General features: G+C 63.8%; 15 protein-coding genes and 1 pseudogene. 5 read left to right on the top strand and 11 right to left on the bottom strand.

Annotated features, from left to right (window positions below; translation table 11 throughout):
- Positions 1–16: 16 nt before the first annotated feature.
- A complete protein-coding gene (locus tag GJV18_RS10140; RefSeq protein ID WP_160345034.1) occupies positions 17–253 on the bottom strand; it encodes a glutaredoxin family protein in 237 nt (78 codons plus the stop codon).
- 47 nt (positions 254–300) lie between these two features.
- Positions 301–1,452: a DUF5610 domain-containing protein gene (locus GJV18_RS10135; protein ID WP_160345032.1), complete on the bottom strand. Its 1,152-nt coding sequence runs from the start codon at positions 1,450–1,452 to the stop codon at positions 301–303.
- A 212-nt stretch (positions 1,453–1,664) separates the two neighbouring features.
- Here GJV18_RS10135 and GJV18_RS10130 point away from each other — a divergent pair, with 212 nt between their 5' ends.
- Positions 1,665–2,909, top strand: a complete 1,245-nt coding sequence (locus GJV18_RS10130; protein ID WP_160345030.1) for an OprD family porin — start codon at positions 1,665–1,667, stop codon at positions 2,907–2,909.
- 69 nt (positions 2,910–2,978) lie between these two features.
- Here GJV18_RS10130 and GJV18_RS10125 read toward each other — a convergent pair whose 3' ends face one another.
- The 3 genes and pseudogenes from GJV18_RS10125 to GJV18_RS10115 all read right to left on the bottom strand — a co-directional run.
- On the bottom strand, positions 2,979–3,590 hold the full coding sequence (locus tag GJV18_RS10125; protein WP_160345028.1) for an START domain-containing protein: 612 nt from the start codon (positions 3,588–3,590) through the stop codon (positions 2,979–2,981).
- Positions 3,591–3,601: 11 nt separating this feature from the next.
- Positions 3,602–3,853, bottom strand: coding sequence for a YkgJ family cysteine cluster protein (locus GJV18_RS10120; protein ID WP_160345026.1), 252 nt, complete (start codon positions 3,851–3,853; stop codon positions 3,602–3,604).
- 79 nt (positions 3,854–3,932) lie between these two features.
- A pseudogene (locus GJV18_RS10115) lies at positions 3,933–4,817 on the bottom strand (NAD(P)-dependent oxidoreductase); the annotation flags it as partial.
- A 128-nt stretch (positions 4,818–4,945) separates the two neighbouring features.
- Here GJV18_RS10115 and GJV18_RS10110 point away from each other — a divergent pair.
- Both GJV18_RS10110 and ppnP read left to right on the top strand, forming a co-directional pair.
- Positions 4,946–5,494, top strand: a complete 549-nt coding sequence (locus tag GJV18_RS10110) for an exonuclease domain-containing protein (protein WP_160345021.1) — start codon at positions 4,946–4,948, stop codon at positions 5,492–5,494.
- A 72-nt stretch (positions 5,495–5,566) separates the two neighbouring features.
- Positions 5,567–5,848 (top strand): pyrimidine/purine nucleoside phosphorylase, encoded by a 282-nt coding sequence (gene ppnP / locus GJV18_RS10105; RefSeq protein WP_160345019.1) that lies wholly within the window; start codon positions 5,567–5,569, stop codon positions 5,846–5,848.
- Positions 5,849–5,959: 111 nt separating this feature from the next.
- Here ppnP and GJV18_RS10100 read toward each other — a convergent pair whose 3' ends face one another.
- The 5 genes from GJV18_RS10100 to GJV18_RS10080 form a co-directional block, all read right to left on the bottom strand.
- A complete protein-coding gene (locus tag GJV18_RS10100; protein ID WP_160345017.1) occupies positions 5,960–7,729 on the bottom strand; it encodes an ABC transporter transmembrane domain-containing protein in 1,770 nt (589 codons plus the stop codon).
- Between the two features lie 30 nt (positions 7,730–7,759).
- On the bottom strand, positions 7,760–8,152 hold the full coding sequence (locus GJV18_RS10095) for a DoxX-like family protein (protein WP_160345015.1): 393 nt from the start codon (positions 8,150–8,152) through the stop codon (positions 7,760–7,762).
- Positions 8,145–8,579 (bottom strand): thiol-disulfide oxidoreductase DCC family protein, encoded by a 435-nt coding sequence (locus GJV18_RS10090; protein WP_160345013.1) that lies wholly within the window; start codon positions 8,577–8,579, stop codon positions 8,145–8,147. Before GJV18_RS10090 ends, GJV18_RS10095 begins: the two co-directional genes overlap by 8 nt.
- A 23-nt stretch (positions 8,580–8,602) precedes the next feature.
- Positions 8,603–9,178 (bottom strand): DUF1287 domain-containing protein, encoded by a 576-nt coding sequence (locus GJV18_RS10085; protein ID WP_160345011.1) that lies wholly within the window; start codon positions 9,176–9,178, stop codon positions 8,603–8,605.
- 65 nt (positions 9,179–9,243) lie between these two features.
- Entirely contained in the window at positions 9,244–10,359 is a 1,116-nt protein-coding gene (locus GJV18_RS10080; protein ID WP_160345009.1) for an ATP-NAD kinase family protein, read from the bottom strand.
- Between the two features lie 351 nt (positions 10,360–10,710).
- Here GJV18_RS10080 and GJV18_RS18510 point away from each other — a divergent pair, with 351 nt between their 5' ends.
- On the top strand, positions 10,711–10,875 hold the full coding sequence (locus tag GJV18_RS18510) for a PA1571 family protein (RefSeq protein WP_178113428.1): 165 nt from the start codon (positions 10,711–10,713) through the stop codon (positions 10,873–10,875).
- Between the two features lie 6 nt (positions 10,876–10,881).
- Here the strand turns inward: GJV18_RS18510 and pdxB are convergent, their stop codons facing one another.
- The gene (gene pdxB / locus GJV18_RS10075; RefSeq protein ID WP_160345007.1) at positions 10,882–12,012 is read right to left on the bottom strand and encodes a 4-phosphoerythronate dehydrogenase PdxB; all 1,131 of its coding nucleotides are present in this window, start codon (positions 12,010–12,012) and stop codon (positions 10,882–10,884) included.
- A gap of 135 nt (positions 12,013–12,147) precedes the next feature.
- Between pdxB and GJV18_RS10070 the strand changes: the two genes are divergently transcribed.
- Positions 12,148–13,539 carry an MATE family efflux transporter gene (locus GJV18_RS10070; protein ID WP_160345005.1) on the top strand — a complete coding sequence of 464 codons (1,392 nt, stop codon included), beginning with the start codon at positions 12,148–12,150 and terminating at the stop codon, positions 13,537–13,539.
- Positions 13,540–13,597: the final 58 nt, after the last annotated feature.

Here is a 13,597-nt window from a genome sequence, read left to right as displayed (position 1 = left end):
GACATCACGCGGGCGCTCAGCGCAAAAATGTCACCAGCTGCTCGGCCTCGAACGGCCAATCCAGCTCGGCCCCGGTATCACAGCGACGCAGCACCGGAATGCGCAAGCCATAGCGCTCGACCCAGGTTTCATCCTCGGCGATATCCACCAATTCGACCAGCAGACCATGTTCGACGAAGGGCATCAGCAGCGCCTCGGCCACCTCGCAGAGGTGGCAGCCGAGGGTGCCGAAGAGTTGACATTCAGGAAGCATGAGCGCCCATCCACAGCGGATTAAAGCCGTAGTCTAGCACTGCCAGCTCAAACCTCGGGGGCTGGCTCAGCCTGCTGCTGCGCGTCATTGAGCAGGCCCTGCAAGCCACCCAGCAAGCGACTGTTGAGTTGCTCGGCCTTATCCAGACGCTTCTGATCAAAGCGCTCATCAAGGGAGAAACCGCCCTTGAGCAAGTCGAGCAGAGTGTCCTTGCCCTCGGTAGCGGCTTCATTGGCACTGCGCAAGGCATCCAGCAAGCCCTGGGCATAATCGAACAGCGTCGCGTTGACCGCACTGGCTGCCTGGCCACCCTGCTCAGACACGGCGCTGTAGGCATCGGTGGCCTGGCGCACGCTGGTCTGGGTCAGGCGCAGGGACATGGCAGCCAACTGCTCACCGTCCAGATCCAATGCCATGGCACGGTCAAAGGCGCCGGCCATATCCCCGGCGTAGAACTTGTTCGACAGTTCCTGCACCTGGCTGAAAAGCTTTTCTAGCGAGGCCAGTTCCTGCTCGTTCAGATCGCCTTCAACACTGACCTGCCAGGCGCCGATCTGCAGACTGCCGCTACGGCTGGCAGCGAGCAGCGTGCTGCCATTGGCATCACTGCTGGCCAGCACCCCGGACTGGGAATAGCTGGCTGAAGCCTGGGCGATGGAGATACGCAGACGATCGCCCTCACGGGTGGTCACCGACAGCTCGAAGGTTTCCGCCTGGGCGGCAAACCGCTCGCTGTAGGCCGCAACACGGGTACTGTCCTGCACCGGCACCGTATCTGGATTGAAACGCTGATCCAACGCCCCCAGCCCATCCTGAATGCGCTGGTAGGTGTCATCGATATCGCTGGCCACCTTGCCCTGCAGCACCCCCATGCCATCAAGGATCTTGCGCGCCTCGGCAAAGCCCTTCTCCACGCCACTGCGGGCCTGCTCCATCAACTTCTGCAACTGACTGGTATCGGCGCCGGCCGCCTGCTCGCTCTGCAACCGCTGCTCGATAAAACCGAGCACACGCCCAGCCACCTTTTCCGGGGTGTAGTCGCTCTGCGGTGCAGCCAGGGTGCCCTTGGGCAGCCCCAGACGCTCGGCCAGACGATTGGCCAGCAGGGCCTGGGCGTCCTCGGCTGTGCGAATGGGTGGCTGGACCTGGGCCGGGGTGGCGCGGGTGGTGCTGGATGAGAGCGGTGCCAGGGGATTCATGGCGAGGTACCTGAGAAGGGTATTTGACTGGTAAGCGGCGGCAACGCACAAAACTTTAGTCGTATTTCCAAGTAGCCGACCAGCGGTGGAGCAAGGCCCACCGTATTCGCTCGACCAAAGTCTAAAAGCCCTCCAGCCCGCTCCGTGCTCTAGTGCCAGCGCTGTAACCCAACGGTCACAAGCCGACCCGCACACACGAGGAGCCAATAATAATGAGTCCAACCCCCCTCGCCCGCGCCGTGGCCTTCGCCACCCTGGGCACCTGCTTGACCCTGCCCGGACTGGCCCAGGCTGACTTTATTCAGGACAGCAAAGCCACCCTGGAACTGCGTAATTTCTATATGAACCGGGACTTCCGCGAGCGCCCGGCCTCGGGCCAATCCAAAGCCGAAGAGTGGGCGCAGGGTGCCATTCTCAAGGCCGAGTCAGGCTTTACCGAAGGCACTGTGGGCTTTGGCCTTGACGCCTATGCCGGAGTGGGTCTCAAGCTCAGCTCCGATGATGACCGCGCCAATACCGGGCTGCTGCCAAATAGCTTCGGCGACGAGGGCCCTGGCAGCTATGGCGAAGCTACCGCTGCAGTCAAGGTCAAACTGTCCAATACCGTGCTCAAGGTCGGCGGTCTGATGCCCAAACTGGCCATCGTCTCGTCCGGGGATTCGCGCCTGCTGCCCCAGTTTTTTGAAGGAGCCATGATCACTTCCCAGGAAATTGCCGGCCTGACCCTCAATGCTGGTCAGCTACGCCAGACCAACTTCCGCAACTCGACCGATCGCGAAGATATCCGCACCAGCAACTATGCAGTTGGCATCAGCGACCGTTATAACTTCGGTGGTGGCACCTACCAGTTCAATGGCGGCAATACCACCGCCGGCCTCTGGTATGGCGAACTGCAGGACGTCTATGACCAGAAGATGTACAACCTGATCCACAGTCAGGCCGTCGGTGACTGGAAGCTGGGCGCCAACCTGGCCTACTTCGACTCTTCGGAAAATGGCCGCAAACTGGCTGGCAAGATCGACAACAATCTGACTTCGCTGATGCTCTCGGCCGGAATCGGCGCCCACACCTTCCGCCTCGGCTATCAGGACAGCAGTGGCGACAATCCCTTCCCGTTCCTGGCAGAAACCGATCCGGCGATTGCCAACTACCTGCAGATTCTCGACTTTACCCGGGCTGACGAGAAATCCTGGCAGGCCCGCTATGACCTCAACTTCGCCAGCTATGGCGTTCCCGGTCTGAATGCCTTCGTCCGCTATGTACGCGGTGACGATTTCAAGGTCGGCACCGAGAATGGCAAGGAATGGGAACGCGATCTGGATATCAGCTACACCATCCAGGAAGGCACCTTCAAGAACCTCGCCTTGCGCTGGCGTAACGCCATGGTGCGTTCCGACGCGCTCGGTGAGCTGGATGAAAACCGCCTGATCGTCAGCTACAGCATTCCACTGCTGTAAGGCGTAACAGACCGGTTATCCGGTCAGCTCAGGGGCGCCGCGTGGCCACGCATCCGCGCGGCGCCCCTTCTAACGCGCCTCGACCAGACGGCGCAGCGCCAGCAGGGTGTGGAACGGCACATCCACCACAAAGCTGTTGGCCAGCCAGGCCGGCAAGCTGCCACCCGGCTCGGTGTGGGCCTGATAGATCACCTCCACCTGCCCCTCGCCCACAGGGCGCATCTGCCAGAAGCCCTCGAACTTGCTGACCCGCACCAGCCGTGGCTGCTGCGGCAGATAATCGGGCACCCCACGCAGCTGCCGCTTGACGCTGCCATCGGCGGCTGTGCGCGTGCGCACCTGGATGATCGAATCGCGTCCCGCCACCGGCCAAGGGGTATGCAAGCGGGTATAGAGCCAGTCGACCTCGCCGTCACTGGCCAGCAGGCGCTGCTCCTCGCAGGCATAGACCCAGGCGCAGGAGGCTACGACATCTTCCTGCACAGTAAGCAGCCTGGCCATCTCGGTGCGCATCAGGGTCACACCCCGATAGGCCTGGTAACGGGAGCCGGGCACCTCGGCCAGATAGACCTGCACCCCAGCCTCATCCTTGACCAGACGCCACTGCGACTCGCTGGCCAGGCTCAGGCCGGTCAGCGTACAGAGTGACGCCAGCAGCATGCAGCGCAGTATCCGGCCCATCTCGACACTCCTCAGGCCGTGGCCTGCTCCAGCCAACCCAGTAACTGGATGGCTTCCTCGCGGCTATTGCCGCAGACCAGCTGATCGGCGGCGAACTGCCCGCAGACGGCTGGGCGCTGCGCCGTGCCGAACAGCAGGCAGAGATTATCGGCAGACAGTTGTACACAGCGCACACCTGCCGGTTTGCCCATCGGCATGCCGGGTATGGGTGAACTGATGGAAGGCGCGATGCAGCAGGCACCGCAGCCGGCACGACACTCCATGGGAACCTCGCTCATAGTCGCAACGGCGGCGATTCTAGCGCCTGTTTGCGGCCAGAGGCAGAGGCTCCGACAGCCTGTATCAGCCCTTGGCCCGGGTCAGCCGCGCCATCAGACTGGAAGTATCCCAGCGACCACCGCCCATGGCCTGAACATCGGCATAGAACTGATCAACCAGGGCCGTAACCGGCAACTGCGCGCCATTGCGCCGGGCCTCGTCGAGCAGGATGGACAGGTCCTTGCGCATCCAGTCCACGGCGAAGCCAAACTCGAACTCGCCGGCCAGCATGGTCTTGTGACGATTATCCAGCTGCCAGGACTGCGCCGCACCCTTGCCGATCACCTCCATGGCACTTTCGCCATCCAGGCCGGCGCGCTGGGCAAAGTGCAGGGCTTCGGCCAGCCCCTGAACCAGCCCGGCGATGCAGATCTGATTGACCATCTTGGTCAGCTGGCCGCTGCCGGCCTCGCCCATCAGGCGGATCATCCGCGCATAGGCCTGCAGCACCGGCTCGGCCTGAGCATAGGCCGTCTTGCTGCCACCTACCATGATGGTCAGCACGCCATTTTCCGCGCCGGCCTGGCCGCCGGACACCGGCGCATCGAGAAAGCACAGGCCCAGTGCCCCGGCCTGGCTCGCCAGCTCCCGGGCCACATCAGCCGAGGCCGTGGTGTGATCAACCAGCACGGCACCTGCAGCCATGCCGGCAAAGGCACCGTCAGCGCCCAGCACCACACTGCGCAGATCCTCATCATTGCCCACGCAGGTCATCACCAGCTCGGCGCCCTGGGCCGCTTCGCGCGGGGTGGACGCCTGACTGCCGCCATGCTCGGCCATCCACTGCGCCGCCTTGGCCGGCGTGCGGTTATACACGCAGACCTGATGCCCGGCCCGCACCAGATGCCCGGCCATGGGATAACCCATCACACCCAGCCCGATAAATGCCACCTTAGCCATTTCACCCTCCTGTTCTCGACTGTGCGCAGCATACCCTGTTCAGCGCGCCACAAGCCTGCACAGCCAGCCAGCAGAACTGTTGCGCTTTACCCGGTTCATGGGCACCGACCATACTAGGCCCTCGCTAAGGAGGGCCTATGCAGCAATGGCTAGTGATCGACCTGGAAGCCACCACCGAAGAAGGCGGCTGGCCCCTGGAAGAGATGGAAATCATCGAGATCGGCGCCAGTCTGGTGGACAACAGCGGGCATGAACTGGACCACTTTCAGCGCCTGATCAAGCCGCAACGGCGCCCGCAGCTCACCCCCTTCTGCCGCGAACTGACCCATATCGACCAGACCAGCATCAATGGTGCCGCCAGCCTGCCCCAGGTCTGGGCCCAGTTCGAACCCTGGCTACAAGCCCATCAGGAGCAGCTGGTGGGCTGGGCCAGCTGGGGCGACTACGACCGCCGCCACCTGCAGCAGGAATGGCAGCAACATGGCCTTCGCAGCGCGCTGCAACAGCTGCCCCACCTCAATCTCAAGCAGGCCTTCAGCGACGCCCGCCAGCTGCCGCGCCCGGTTGGGCTGAAAAAGGCTCTGCAGCTCGCTGGTCTGAGCTTTCACGGCCAGCAGCACCGGGCCCTGGGCGATGCCCGCAATACCGCCCGACTGCTGCCGCTGGTATTGCCGGCCAAAGGCTGATGACGGGCTTTAACGCCTTGGGCATACTGGCGACCCTTTTTTCCCACCTCCCCATCTTGCGAGGATTTGCCCATGTTCAAGGTCAACCAGTACTTCGACGGCACCGTCACTTCCATTGCCTTCGCCATGAGCGAAGGCCCGGCCACCGTAGGCGTGATGGCCCCGGGTGAATACGAGTTCGGCACCAACCAGCTGGAAGTCATGCACGTGATCGCCGGCGCCCTGACCGTCAAACTGCCGGGCAGCGACAGCTGGGAAGACTTTGCCGCCGGCAGCCAGTTCACCGTACCGGCCAACAGCAAGTTCCAGCTCAAGGTGGCCGTGGATACCGCCTATCTGTGCGAATACCGCTAAGCTAGCGCCGCGAATAGCCAATGCCGCTCACCTGACTCAGGTGAGCGGCATTTTTTATGGCTTGGATACAACCCGCAGGCAGACGTCCCCACTCTTAGCTTCGCGCCCGCCTCAGGCAACCGCCTCTACACCAAACTGCAGCTCGGCCAGTCGCGCATAGAGCGGGCTGCGCTCGATCAGCTCGGCATGCTTGCCAATCGCGACCAACCTACCCTGCTCGATCACGGCGATACGGTCGGCGCTCTTTACCGTGGCCAGACGATGGGCAATCACCAGGGTGGTGCGACCGGCCATCAAGCGTGGCAGGGCCTGCTGGATCAGGTGTTCGCTCTCGGCATCCAGGGCGCTGGTGGCCTCGTCCAGCAGCAGAATGGGGGCGTCCACCAGTAGCGCCCGGGCAATGGCCAGGCGCTGGCGCTGGCCGCCGGAAAGCCCCAGGCCGGCCTCGCCCAGGTGGGTCTGGTAGCCCTCGGGCAGCTGCTGGATAAAGTCGTGGGCATGGGCGGCCTTGGCGGCAGCCTCCACCTCGGCGTGGCTAGCGCTGGTTTTGCCGTAACGGATATTGTCCGCAACTGTGCCGAAGAACAGCGCCGGATTCTGTGACACCAGGGCAAAGCACTGGCGCAGTTCACGGGGATCGAGGCATGCGATGGGCACCCCGTCGATCAGGATACGCCCGGCCTGCGGGTCGAAAAAACGCAGCAGCAGATCGAACAGGGTCGACTTGCCCGCACCTGACGGGCCGACCAAAGCCAGGGTCTCACCGGCGCCCACCTGCAGGTCGATGCCATCTACGGCGAAGCGTTCCGGGCGCGACGGATAGGCGAAGCGCAGGCCCTGCAGCTCGATGCGCCCCTGCACCGGCCGCACCAGCTGCATGGGCTCGGTCGGTGCGCTGATCTGGTTACTCGCTGCCAGCAGTTCGCCGATACGCTCGGCAGCGCCTGCGGCACGCTGCAGCTCGCCGATCACCTCGCTCAGGGTGCCGAAGGAACCGCCGACGATCAGGCTGTAGAACACAAAGGCGGCCAACTCGCCACCGGAAATGCGTCCGGCGATCACATCCATCCCGCCGACCCAGAGCATCACCCCCACCGCGCCGAGCACCAGCACGATCACCACGGTGATCAGCCAGGCACGCTGGGCGACACGCTGGCGCGCCACGGCAAAGGCCGCCTCGGCGGACAGGCCGAAACGACGCTTGTCCTCGTCCTGGTGGTTGTAGGCCTGCACGGTCTTGATCTGCCCCAGCACCTCGCCAACATAGCTGCCCACATCCGCCACCCGATCCTGGGACAGTCGTGACAAAGCGCGCACGCGGCGGCCGAAAATCAGGATCGGCGCCACCACCAGGGGCAAGGCCGCCAGGACGATGCCGCTGAGCTTGGGATTGGTCACCACCAGCAGCACGCTGCCGCCAATCAGCATGATCAGGTTGCGCAGAGCCATGGACAGCGACGAGCCGATCACCGACTGCAACAGGGTGGTATCGGCGGTCAGCCGCGACTGGATCTCCGAGCTGCGGTTGCTCTCGTAGAAGCCCGGATGCAGCTCGATCAGGTGATCGAACACCCGCCTGCGGATATCCGCCACCACCCGCTCGCCGAGCCAGGACACCAGATAGAAGCGCGTATAGGTGCCCAGGGCCAGGGCCAACACCAATACGAAGAACAGCCCGATGGACTGCTGCAGCGCCGCCGGTGACTGGGTGGCCAGCCCCTGGTCCACCAGCAGCTTGATGCCCTGGCCCATGGACAGGGTGATGGCCGCGGTAAACAGCAGCGCCAATAGCGCGCCCAATACCCGAGCGCGGTAAGGCGCGATAAAACGCCAGGCCAGCACCAGGGCATTACGCTGGCGGGAAGACAGAATCGCGGACATACAGGCTCGCTCGCAGCTCGAAGGACTTGCTCAGGAACAGGCCTGCAGGGGCCTTTCCGCCAGATGGATCACCACGCACAGGGCCAGCGCCGCCAGATTGGTCGAAACGGGATTAAAGGCCTGCAGCAGTAGATGGGGACTGAATAGCGCCACATCAAGCAGCAGCACAAACAACAACCCCGCTGCCAGCCACACTGGCCAACGCCAGCGACTCGACATCAGCAGCAAGCCCAGAAGTATTTCCCCACCCCCAGCCAGACGCGCCACCCAGTGGGCCGGCCATGGAAAGTCATGGGCCTGGATCATCGCCAGTTCATCGGGGCTTAGCCAGAGAATCTTCGGCACCAGGCCATGCCAGATAAACACCAGCGCCAGAGCGATGCGGGCGATCCAGGCGATCTGCTGCAGTCGTGCCTCAATCATGCAGAAAACGCCGGGCATGGTCGGCGCTGGGCAACAGGCACTGCTCATAGCGGCCAAACAGGCGGTAGCGATTAAGGGCAATACGGTCATAGCACCAGTCGCGCAACGGCCGTGGAATCACGCGCAACCAGGCCAGATAGCGCCAGGCCCCAGGGAGTTGGGCGAGCACACGCAGCACGGCATCGGAACGCAGCAGCATCTGGCCATTCTCGACCAGGGCCATACTGTCGAAGTGATCAGTGGGCAAACCCGCCCAGGCCAGCAGCGCCTGGCCCTGGGGCGACTGCACCGAAGCCAGGCGAAAGCGCTGCTCGCTATCCTGCTCGATCAGAAACCTGGCCCAGCCATTACAGAGCGTGCACACGCCGTCGAACAGCACCACGCGCTCACCGGCCTGGATAAAGGGAGGACGTGTTTGCACCTGCATGCCCAACTCCTTATGTGCGATGTTCAAGCGGCCGGGACTCGATAGTGCCCGGTGATGCGAAAGCCGAAGAGGATATCCTCCTCCTGGGCGCCTTGACCGATATTGTGCAGCACCAAAGGCACACCGCTGCTTGTGTGTCGGTCGCTGATAATGCCGATATGGGTCAGACCGCCGCCCAGATCCCAGGTGACGATATCGCCGGGACGATAGCGTTCTGCATCCTGACTCGGCACCAGCGCCCAGCCCTGGCGCTTAAACCAGGTCATCAGGTTGGGCACACGGCGGTGGTCGATATTGGCGTCGGGCCGGCTTAGCCCCCAGTTCTGCGGATACAGACTGAAGTGGGCGCGCATGTCCTGGTGCACCGCCTGCTGCAGATCCAGGCCCTGCTGGCGCAGGGCGCGGATCACCACATCGGTACAGACGCCGGTATTAAGCGGCACATCGCCACCGGGATAGCTCAGGCGACGGTAGGCCGGGTCATAGCCGGTGGTCACCCCGACCTGCTGGCGGGCAGCATTGACCAGAGCCTCGGGCTGCAGAGCCCAGGCTTCAAGGGACAGCAGGCCAGTGAGCAGCCATAAAACGAAAAACCGCATAAAGTCTTTCCCTCTCCCTAGCCCTCTCCCGGAGGGAGAGGGAACACACTGCGGCGGCTGAACCATTACTGGCCCAGCGGATACAGCAGCTCTTCCTTATAGCCTGCCCACACCCGCACCGCATCGGGGAAAGCCGCATCCAGCGCCGTATCGCCGGTATCCACCAACAATGGGCGACCCTGCAGGGTGCCGAGCTTGCGTTTGGTGGCCACCACCCGCAGGTTATCCAGGCCGATGGCGCGCAGCACCCGTGGGCTGACCTGCTGGTTGCCACGACCGAGGATATGCCCCTGGCCACCGATGGCGGTCACCAGCAGGCGCGCAGCATGACCATCGACCAGCGCGAACAGCTGCGCCTCGTTGACGTCGCGGGCGATCACCTGACCGTCCTCGATCACATCCACGCCCAATAAAGTGGTCTCAAGACCCAGGTTCTGCGCCAGACCATGCAGGGTCGAACCGGGGCCGAATACATAGCGCACCCCGCTCTCCCAGCTGCCTTCCAGCCAGGCGGCCAGATCGGCCAGCACCAGATCCTCGGACTCCACCCCGCCCTGCTTGACCTGCTGCACATAGCCACCCTCTTCCGGCACCGTCAGCTCGCCATACCAGCGGGCGCTGACCCGGCCTTCGCGCAGGGCGTTCTCGTCGATATCGCGCACCTCGCCGCTGGCCAGGCGCACCAGGCCACCCTCAACCAGACGCGCCGTCAGCTCACCGGCCGCCTTGGGGCTGATGGCATAGACCCCGGACTGGATCTTCACCCCGGCGGGAATCCCCAGCACCGGCTGGCCTTCGCGCACTGCCGCACAGATATCCCGCGCCGTGCCATCGCCACCAGCAAACAGAATCAGCGCCACCCCGGCCGCCTGCAGCTGCTGCACCGCCCGTTGGGTGTCCGCCGCGGTGGTCGGGCCATCACCCAGCTCGCCGAGCAGGCGATGGGCAAAGCCCATTTGCGCCAGCAGCTCACCGCCCATGGCCCCGGGAAAACTGAGGAACTCGATACGCTCGCGCAGAGGCAGCAATTGCTCCAGGGCCACTTGAGTGCGCTGCGCCGCCCGTGCTTCGACGCCCAGGGCCAGGGCCTGCTCGGCCATGCCGTCGCTGCCCTTGAAGCCCGCCGGGCCACCCAGGCCAGCCAGCGGGTTGATGATCAGACCTATATGAAATTTACTCATTACACCCTCAAGAACCTACTTACGATCTGCTACGCGTCGGCCCTGCTGCGTTAAAAACAGGCTCGGCAAGCCGCTTGCGGCTATCGCGCTTCAGCGCGACCCGAAGGGCGAGTGAAGCGAGTCATGCTCATGTACAAAAGTACACTCCGCTTCCTCGCCTGTTTTTGCCTTGCAGGACTCTAGCTCGCGAGATCGTAAATAGGTTCTAACAATTTATCTTCCGCGAGCTGGCACAGTGCCTGCAAAGAGCCCGTCAACCTGTGTCCTGCGCCGGATTAACGCCGTCGCAACTGTCATAGGGCCTTCATCCAAGACCAATAAGATCGAAGCAACTCGATAAGGAGACACCCCATGCATCAGCACTCGTCCAACTCGCCCAAACAACCTCAGCAGATGCCCCTGGGCGGTTTTTTGATCGACGCTCAGGGCCGCGAAATCCCTATCACCGAAGCCATGATCCAGCAGGCCTGCAGCGAGCTGGAAAAAGCCCTGCAACAGAGCACCCAGCGTAAGTAAGCGCCCTCAGCCCAACTGCGCACCCAGGGCCCGCACCAGGCGGGCCAGTTCGGGGGCCTCGCCATTTACCCGCACCCGCAGGCCGTCGATCTCCCGACGCATCGGGTAGTGCTTGCGCAAGGCATCGAACGCCGCACGGCGCTGGGCCTCGTCACCCACCAGGCTACGGCGGAAATCCGCATCGTCGCGGCGCGGGTCATAGACCGCGCGGCACAGACTGGCCAAGGCCCAACCCGCTTCGGCGCTGGCCTCCAGACTTACTTCAGCCAGCCAGGGCTTGGGTAGTAAATCGCTTAAGCGCACCTGTTCGGCTACCCCGAGAAAGGCACACCAGGCCTGATAGATCTGCGCCGTGCCGCGCAGCTTGCCATCCAGGCTGTAGCCGGCGATATGCGGAGTGGCCAGTTGGCACAGGGCGGCCAACTGCGGATCGGCCACGGGTTCGCCCTCCCACACATCCAGCACTGCCTTGAGATCGCTACGCTGCTGCAGCAACTCGCGCAGGGCGCGGTTATCCACCACCGCGCCGCGGCTGGCGTTGATCAGCCAGGTGCCCGGTTTGAGCACGGCCAGCCGGGCATGATCAAACAGATGACGGGTATCGGCATCCAGCGGGGTGTGCAGGCTGATCACATCACACTCGGCGATGATCTGCTCCAGGCTGACAAAGTCGCCGCCCTCGGCGGCCTGGCGCGGTGGATCGCAGACCTTCACCTGCCAGCCCAGGCCCTGCAACAGCGCAACCAGCCGGCCGCCCACCTGCCCGGCGCCGACCACGCCATAGCTGCGCTGGGCAGGGTCAACGCCCTCGCGCTCGGCCAGGGTCAGTACGCTGCCCAGTACATAGTCCACCACGCCGCGGGCATTGCAGCCCGGGGCGCTGCTCCAGGCGATGCCGGCCTCGGCAAAGTAATCCAGATCCAGATGATCGGTGCCGATGGTGCAGGTGCCAACAAAACGCACACGGCTGCCTTGCAGCAGGGCGCGGTCGACCCGGGTCACCGAGCGCACCAGCAGCAGGTCGGCATCGCGTACATCGGCGGCCGTGATGGCACGGCCAGGCAAACGCCGGATGCTGCCGAAGGCGGCAAAGAACTCATCGAGCAGGGGAATGTTTTCGTCGGCGACTATGCGCATGGCAGGCTCCATCAATCAGCCGGCATTCTAACAGCCCGTCAACGGAGCAGTCCCATCGCTTGAGACCGCACTTTCTGACCGTTGCGTCAGGGCGTAGACTACTCGGCCATTTGCCCCCGTAGCGAAATCATCAGCATGCCTGCCGAATCCCGTCTGGGCCGTGTGCGCAAGGAATTGCGTGTACTGCTGGCCCTGGCCACCCCCATTATCATTGCCCAACTGGCCCACACCGCCATGGGCTTCGTCGACACCCTGATGGCCGGGCGGGTCAGCCCCAATGATCTGGCCGCCGTGGCCCTGGGCAATTCGATCTGGGTGCCGGTGTTTCTGCTGATGACCGGCATCCTCCTGGCCACCACGGCCAAGGTGGCGCAGCGCTTTGGTGCCGGCACCGAGGCCGAGATCGGCCCGCTGGTGCGCCAGGCCCTGTGGCTGGCCCTGGCGGTGGGCGGTGGCGCTGCGGCGCTTCTGTGGAATGCCGAATTTATCCTGCGCTATATGAATATCGACCCCGAGCTGATCACCTCGTCCATGGGCTATCTGCGCGCCGTGGCCTGCGGCTTTCCAGCGGTGGCGGTGTATCACGTGCTGCGCTGCTTCAGCGACGGTCTGGGTCATACCCGGCCAAGCATGGTGCTGGGCATTCTCGGCCTGCTGCTGAATATCCCGGCCAACTACATTTTTATCTACGGCAAGCTGGGCCTGCCTGCCATGGGCGGGGTGGGTTGCGGCTGGGCCACGGCCCTGGTGATGATTTTTATGCTGGTCGGCATGCTGGTCTGGGTGCAATGGGCGCCCTACTACAAGAGCAGCGCCCTGTTCGCCCGCTTCGATTGGCCGCAATGGGCGGTGATCAAACGGCTGATGCAGGTGGGTGTGCCGATTGGCGTGGCGGTGTTTGCCGAATCCAGCATCTTCGCCGTGATCGCCCTGCTGATCGGTGGCCTGGGCGCCACGGTGGTGGCCGGGCACCAGATCGCGCTGAACTTCAGCTCGATGATCTTTATGATCCCCTACTCCCTGGGCATGGCCGCCACCGTGCGGGTCGGCCAGGCGCTGGGCGCCGGACAGCCACGGGAGGCGCGCTTTGCCGCCGGGGTCAGCATGGGCGCCGCCCTGGCCTATGCCTGCCTGTCCGCCAGCCTGATGCTGCTGCTGCGCGAGCAGATCGCGCAGATCTACACTCCGGACCGCGCGGTGATCGCCATCGCCAGCAGCCTGATCGTCTATTCGGCGCTGTTCCAATTCTCCGATGCCATTCAGGTCACCGCTGCCGGCGCCCTGCGCGGCTATCAGGACACCCGCATCACCATGCTGCTGACCCTGTTCGCCTACTGGGGTATCGGTCTGCCGGTGGGCTATGCCTTGGGCCTCTCCGACTGGCTGGGCGAACCCAGCGGCCCGGCGGGCCTGTGGCAAGGGCTGGTGGTGGGCCTGACCTGCGCCGCGCTGATGCTTGCCGTGCGCCTGGCGCGCAGTGCGCGCAAACCGATTCGCCGGCAACTGTCGCAAAATGTGGTGATTTGAGCGCCTGCAGAGCGCACTGGGCGGATTAAGCTGATGGGGTTATTCCGGCGAAGTGGGC

The sequence above is a fragment of the Pseudomonas xionganensis genome, from assembly GCF_009763245.1.
Classification (GTDB): Bacteria; Pseudomonadota; Gammaproteobacteria; order Pseudomonadales; family Pseudomonadaceae; genus Aquipseudomonas; species Aquipseudomonas xionganensis.
Note: the sequence above shows the minus strand (reverse complement) of the source record. Positions and strands in the feature narration are given on the sequence as shown.

What these genes read in the sequence shown, in the direction of transcription:
- GJV18_RS10140 (WP_160345034.1), bottom strand. Translation starts at nt 253, where the DNA reads ATGCTTCCTGAATGTCAACTCTTCGGCACCCTCGGCTGCCACCTCTGC.
- GJV18_RS10135 (WP_160345032.1), bottom strand. Translation starts at nt 1,452, where the DNA reads ATGAATCCCCTGGCACCGCTCTCATCCAGCACCACCCGCGCCACCCCG.
- GJV18_RS10130 (WP_160345030.1), top strand. Translation starts at nt 1,665, where the DNA reads ATGAGTCCAACCCCCCTCGCCCGCGCCGTGGCCTTCGCCACCCTGGGC.
- GJV18_RS10125 (WP_160345028.1), bottom strand. Translation starts at nt 3,590, where the DNA reads ATGGGCCGGATACTGCGCTGCATGCTGCTGGCGTCACTCTGTACGCTG.
- GJV18_RS10120 (WP_160345026.1), bottom strand. Translation starts at nt 3,853, where the DNA reads ATGGAGTGTCGTGCCGGCTGCGGTGCCTGCTGCATCGCGCCTTCCATC.
- GJV18_RS10110 (WP_160345021.1), top strand. Translation starts at nt 4,946, where the DNA reads ATGCAGCAATGGCTAGTGATCGACCTGGAAGCCACCACCGAAGAAGGC.
- ppnP (WP_160345019.1), top strand. Translation starts at nt 5,567, where the DNA reads ATGTTCAAGGTCAACCAGTACTTCGACGGCACCGTCACTTCCATTGCC.
- GJV18_RS10100 (WP_160345017.1), bottom strand. Translation starts at nt 7,729, where the DNA reads ATGTCCGCGATTCTGTCTTCCCGCCAGCGTAATGCCCTGGTGCTGGCC.
- GJV18_RS10095 (WP_160345015.1), bottom strand. Translation starts at nt 8,152, where the DNA reads ATGATTGAGGCACGACTGCAGCAGATCGCCTGGATCGCCCGCATCGCT.
- GJV18_RS10090 (WP_160345013.1), bottom strand. Translation starts at nt 8,579, where the DNA reads ATGCAGGTGCAAACACGTCCTCCCTTTATCCAGGCCGGTGAGCGCGTG.
- GJV18_RS10085 (WP_160345011.1), bottom strand. Translation starts at nt 9,178, where the DNA reads ATGCGGTTTTTCGTTTTATGGCTGCTCACTGGCCTGCTGTCCCTTGAA.
- GJV18_RS10080 (WP_160345009.1), bottom strand. Translation starts at nt 10,359, where the DNA reads ATGAGTAAATTTCATATAGGTCTGATCATCAACCCGCTGGCTGGCCTG.
- GJV18_RS18510 (WP_178113428.1), top strand. Translation starts at nt 10,711, where the DNA reads ATGCATCAGCACTCGTCCAACTCGCCCAAACAACCTCAGCAGATGCCC.
- pdxB (WP_160345007.1), bottom strand. Translation starts at nt 12,012, where the DNA reads ATGCGCATAGTCGCCGACGAAAACATTCCCCTGCTCGATGAGTTCTTT.
- GJV18_RS10070 (WP_160345005.1), top strand. Translation starts at nt 12,148, where the DNA reads ATGCCTGCCGAATCCCGTCTGGGCCGTGTGCGCAAGGAATTGCGTGTA.